At 75.7% G+C, this 5190-nt stretch carries 1 protein-coding gene; it reads right to left on the bottom strand.

Annotation, left to right across the window (positions count from 1 at the left end; all coding sequences use genetic code 11):
- On the bottom strand, positions 1-5168 hold a 5168-nt coding region (locus H5J33_RS38390), incomplete at its 3' end, for a non-ribosomal peptide synthetase (protein ID WP_309485466.1).
- Positions 5169-5190 lie beyond the last annotated feature (22 nt).

Here is a 5190-nt window from a genome sequence, read left to right as displayed (position 1 = left end):
GCCACCAGCGCGCGCCCTTCGGCGGGCTCCAGCAGCGGCAGGTCGGCCAGGCGGCGGTCGAGGTCGGTGGCCATGCCGGTGAGCAGGGTGCGCAGGCTCTCGCCGAGCGCGGTGACCGTGGTGGTGTCGAAGGCGGCCGGGTCGTGGTCCAGGTTCACGGTGAGGGTGTCGCCGGGCGCGACGACCACGCTGAGCGGGAAGTTGGTCGGCTCCAGGTCCCGTTCCGGTTCCATGGTGAGGCCGTGCCGGGCCGGGGCCTCCGGGTCGAAGGGGTAGTTCTCGAAGACCACGAGGGAGTCGAACAGACCGGTGCCGCCGGGCAGTTCGCTCCAGGACTGGACCTGGGCCAGCGAGACGAAGTCGTGGCGGCGGGCCTCGGACTGGGCGGTCTGGATCTCGCGCAGCCACTCGGGCAGCGGGCGGGAGCCGTCGACGCGGACCCGGGTGGGCAGGGTGTTGATGAACAGGCCCACCATCGAGGTGACGCCGGGCAGTTCGGCGGGCCGGCCGGAGACGGTGGTGCCGAACACCACGTCGGTGCCGCCGCCGTAGCGGGACAGCAGCAGCGCCCAGGCGCCCTGGAGCACGGTGTTGAGGGTGAGCCCGTGGCGCTGGGCGGTCTCCCGCAGCCGGGCGGAGAGGTCCGGGCCGAGGGTCACGCGCACGGATGCGGAGGAGGAGGTGCGGTGGGCCTCGGCGGGCCGCCGGTCGCGGGGCAGTTCGGTGGGGGCCTGGAAGCCCGCCAGGGTGGTGCGCCAGTACCGCTCGGCCCGGCCGGTGTCGCGCTCGGCGAGCCAGCGCAGGTAGTCGGCGAAGGGCTTGCGTTCGGGGGTGTGCGGACGGCGCCCGGAGGTCAGGGCGGCGTACCGCTCGCACACCTCCTCGAAGACCTGGGCGGCGCTCCAGCCGTCGAGCAGGACGTGGTGGAAGGTCCACACCAGGCGGACCCGGTCCGGGCCCAGCCGGATCAGGGTCAGCCGCATGAGGGGCGCGGCGGCGAGGTCGATCCCCCGCTCGCGGTCCTCGGCGAGCAGCCGGTCCAGTTCGCGTGCGCGGCGTTCCCCGGGCCACGCGGACCAGTCGTGGTGGGTGACGGGCACGGTGGCGCGGTGCCGGACGACCTGGAGTGGTTCGGGGGTCTCCTGCCAGACCAGGCCGGTGCGCAGCACGGGGTTGGCGTCGGCGGTGTGCTGCCAGGCTTCGGCGAGCGCCTGCGGGTCGGTGACGCCGGCCAGCACGAGCTGGACCTGGTTGACGTAGGTGCGGCCGGCGGGGTCGAGCAGGCTGTGGAAGAGCATGCCCTCCTGCATCGGCGTGAGCGGGTAGACGTCCTGGACGTCCCGGCCGTCGCCGGCGATGCGGTCCACGGCGGCCTGGTCGAGCCGGGCCAGCGGGAAGTCCGACGGGGTACGGCCGCCGGCGTCGGGGCGGGCGCAGTGGGCGACGATGCCGCCGAGCGCGTCCATCATGCCCTCGGCGAGGGCGGTGACGGTCTCCTCGCGGTGGCGTCCGCCGCTGTAGTGCCAGGTGATCTCCAGCCGGCCGTCCTCGACGCGGGCCACCACGTCCAGCAGGTGCGGCCGCTCGGTGTCCGGGGCCTCCGCGCCGCCCAGGCCGCCGGGCACCGCCCGGACCAGGGCGGCGTCGTCGGCGGTCCAGTCGAAGCGGCCCAGGTAGTTGAAGCTGATGCCGGGTTCGGGGGCGGTGGTCAGGCGCGGGTCGCGGGCGAGGTGGCGCAGCACGCCGTAGCCGAGTCCCCGGTCGGGTACGGCCCGCAGCTGTTCCTTCACCGACTTCAGGGCGGTGCCCCAGTCCCCGGCCGGGACGGTCAGGGCGACCGGGTGGAGCGCGGTGAACCAGCCGACCGTGCGGGACAGGTCGACGTCCTCGGCCCACTGGTCCTCGCGGCCGTGTCCCTCCAGGCCGACGGCGACGGTGGCGCGCCCGGTCCAGTCGGCGAGGACCCGGCCCAGCGCGGTGAGCAGGACGTCGTCCACGCGGGTGCGGTAGACGCCGGGCACCCGGCGCAGCAGGGCGTCGGTGCGCTCGCGGTCGAGGCGTACGGTCACCTCGCGGAGGTCGGCCATGGTGTTGCCGCCGGCCGAGTCCACGGGCAGGGGTTCGGCGCACGCGCGGGCGGTCCGCTCCCAGTGGGGCAGCTGGCCGGTGAGGTCGCTCTCGCGCAGCCGGCGGACCCACTCGGCCGTGGACGTGGTGCGGGCGGGCAGCCGTACGGGCTCGCCGGCGGCGGCCTGCCGGTAGGCGGTCTCCAGGTCCTCCAGCAGGATCCGCCAGGAGACGCCGTCGACCACCAGGTGGTGGGCGACGAGCAGCAGCCGGGCGGGCCCGGCGTCGTCGGCGGTGAACAGGCGGGCGGCGAGCAACGGACCCGTCTCCAGGCCGAAGCGGGCGTGGGCCTGCGCCGTGACGTCTTCCTCGTCCCGCCGGTGGTGGACCCGGAGCAGTTCGGGGGCGGGGCTGTCGTGGGCGGTGATGTCCTGGTGCCAGGCGCCGTCGCGGTCGCGGCGGAAGCGGGCGCGCAGGGCGTCGTGGTGGGTCCACAGCGCGGTGAGGGCGCGGCGCAGGGCGTCCTCGTCCACCGGGCCGGGCGTCTCGACCACGACGGACTGGTTGAAGAAGGCGGGGCGCGCGGGCCCGGCGTCCAGGAACCAGTGCTGGATCGGGGTGAGGCCGGCCGGTCCGGCGACCGGTTCGGTGCCGGCGACGGCGGGCGCGGCGCCGCCGCAGGCGGCGGCCAGTTGGGCCACCGTGGGGTGCCGGAACAGGTCGCGCGGGGTGAGGGCGAGTCCGGCGGCCCGGGCCCGGGAGACCACCTGGATGCTGAGGATGGAGTCGCCGCCCAGCATGAAGAAGTTGTCGTCCACGCCGACGCGTTCGACGCCGAGCAGTGCGGACCAGATCCCGGCGAGGGTCCGTTCGGTGTCGGTGCGCGGCTCGCGGTGGGTCCGTTCGGCGCCCGCCGCCCAGTCGGGGGCGGGCAGCCGCCGCCGGTCGACCTTGCCGTTGGCCGTCAGCGGCAGCTCGGGCACGGTGACGAACGCGGCGGGCAGCATGTAGTCGGGCAGTCCGGCCGCCAGGTGGGCGCGCAGAGCGGCGGCGGAGGGCACGTCGGCGCCCTCGGCCGGTACGAGGTGGGCGGCGAGCCGTTTGCGTCCGGCGTCCTCGTACAGGGAGACGACGGCCTCGGCGACGGAGGGGTGGGCGGTGAGGCGGGCCTCGATCTCGGCGGGTTCGACGCGGAAGCCGCGGATCTTGATCTGGTCGTCCGCGCGGCCGACGAAGTGCAGTTCGCCGTCCGCGCTCCAGCGCACGAGGTCGCCGGTGCGGTACATCCGGGTGCCGGGCGGGCCGTAGGGGTCGGCGACATAGCGGGCGGCGGTCGCGCCCGGCCGGCCGGCGTAGCCCCGGGCCAGGCCCGCGCCCGCGATGTACAACTCCCCCGGGATGCCGGGCGGCTGGGGCTGGAGCGCGGTGTCCAGGACGTAGACGCGGGTGTTGTCCAGGGGCCGGCCGATGGGCAGGACGGCGGGCAGCGGGTCGCCGGAGCGGAAGACGCGGCGGGTGGCGAAGGTGGTGGTCTCGGTGGGGCCGTAGCCGTCCACGACGGTCAGCCCGGGGCAGGCGTCCAGGACCCGGCGGACCACCGCGCCGGGCACGGCCTCGCCGCCGGTCCACACCTCGCGGGCGCCGCGCAGGCAGCCGGGGTCCTCCTGGGCGAGCAGCCGGAACAGGCCGGCGGTCAGCCACAGGCAGGTCACGCCCCGCTCGGTGATGGCGCGCCGGACCTGGGCGGCGTCGAGGCCGGCGGGCGGGGCGAGGACGGCCGTGCCGCCGCGCAGCAGCGGCACCCACACCTCGTAGGTGGCGGCGTCGAAGGCGTGCGGCGAGTGCACGAGGACCCGGTCGTGCCCGGTGAAGGCCCGGTCCAGGGCGAGCGCGACGACGTCCCGCTGCCGCACCGCGACCCCCTTGGGGGTGCCGGTGGAGCCCGAAGTGAACATCAGGTACTGGACGTTGTCGGGGTGGACGGTGGGCGCCGGCCCGGTGCCGGGCGCGCCGGAGGTGTCGTCCGCCCGCAGGACCCTGCCCTCGGGCAGCAGTTCCCGGGCCGTCCGTTCCCGGCCGGCGTCGGTGAGCAGCAGGTCCGCGCCCGCCTCGGCGAGCATCCGGCGCAGCCGTTCGGCCGGGGCCCTGCCGTCCAGCGGCACGTACACGCCGCCGGTGCGCACGAGGGCCAGCTGGGCGACGATCAGCTCGGCGGACCGCTCCATGAGCACGCCGACCGGGTACTCCGGCCGTACTCCGAGGGCGGTCAGGCGGGTCGCCAACTCCTCCGCGAGGGCGTCGAGTTCACGGTAGGTGAGGTGGGTGTCCCCGGTGTCCAGGACCACGGCGCCGGGGGTGCGGCGCACCTGTGCGGCGAAGAGGGCGGCGACGGTGGTGTCGGGCAGGTCGGTGGCGGTGTCGTTCCAGGTGCGCAGCACCTGTGCGCGGCGGTCCGGGGCGAGCAACGGCAGCCGGGCGGGCGGCCGGTGGGCGCCGGCGGGCAGGTGGGTGAGCAGGACGGTCAGGTACTCGGCCATGCGCTCGGCCGTCGCGGCGTCGAACAGGTTGGGGTCGTAGCCGAGCCGCAGGGTCAGCTCCGGGCCCGGGTAGGCGGTCAGGCTCAGCGGGTAGTTGGTGGTCTCGACGCCTTCCAGGCCGCTGAGGCGCAGCCCGTGGGCGGCGGCGAGGCCGTCGTCGACCGGGTAGTTCTCGAAGACCACGATGCTGTCGAACAGCCCGGCCCGCTCGGGGAGCGCGGTGAACGCCTTCAGCCAGGTGAGCGGCAGGTGGTCGAAGCGGCGGTCCTCGCTCTGGTCGTGCTGGAGGGCGCGCAGCCAGTCCGGCAGGGTGCCGTGGCCGGGGACGGCGACCCGGGTGGGCAGGGTGGTGATGAACAGGCCGGTCATGGTGTCGGCGCCGGGCAGCTCCGGCGGCCGTCCGGCGACCGTGGTGCCGAACACCACCTCGTCCCGGCCCGCCTGCCGGGCAAGCAGCAGCGCCCAGGCGCCCTGTACGAGGGTGTTGAGGGTGAGACCGTGGCTCCGGGCCAGCTCCTGGAGCGCCTGTCCGGGACCGCCGTGCGCGTGGTGTGGACCTTCCACCACCTGCTGCTGGACGGCTGGA

Source organism: Streptomyces sp. WELS2 (assembly GCF_013870595.1).
Taxonomy (GTDB): domain Bacteria; phylum Actinomycetota; class Actinomycetes; order Streptomycetales; family Streptomycetaceae; genus Streptomyces.
Note: the sequence above shows the minus strand (reverse complement) of the source record. Positions and strands in the feature narration are given on the sequence as shown.